Here is a 275-nt window from a genome sequence, read left to right as displayed (position 1 = left end):
CCGCCGCTCGCCCGCCAGGCTGCGCTGACGCGTCCGAACTTCCGCATCGTCGGGCCGAGACATAGCGGTACGTCTTCGGCGCCAAGCCGATCAGCACGCAAGTTCGCGGCCGCGAATAGCCTTTTCGTGGATCGCCCAAGTCAAGGCCGTTCTCCGTGCGCCGGGTGTCATAAGATACTTTCGAGCGCCTCGCGCTGCGTCGCCACGTCGGGCATAGCCTCGGTCAACAGTTCCTTGAGCTTGCAGTTCTCTTCGTCGAGCGCCTTCAGGCGACG

Annotated in this window: 1 pseudogene; it reads right to left on the bottom strand. The window is 64.4% G+C overall.

Annotated features, from left to right (window positions below):
* Positions 1 to 275: pseudogene (locus KZZ07_RS26895) on the bottom strand (IS3 family transposase); the annotation flags it as partial.

It is taken from the genome of Mameliella sp. CS4 (assembly GCF_019392335.1).
Lineage (GTDB): Bacteria > Pseudomonadota > Alphaproteobacteria > Rhodobacterales > Rhodobacteraceae > Antarctobacter.
Note: the sequence above shows the minus strand (reverse complement) of the source record. Positions and strands in the feature narration are given on the sequence as shown.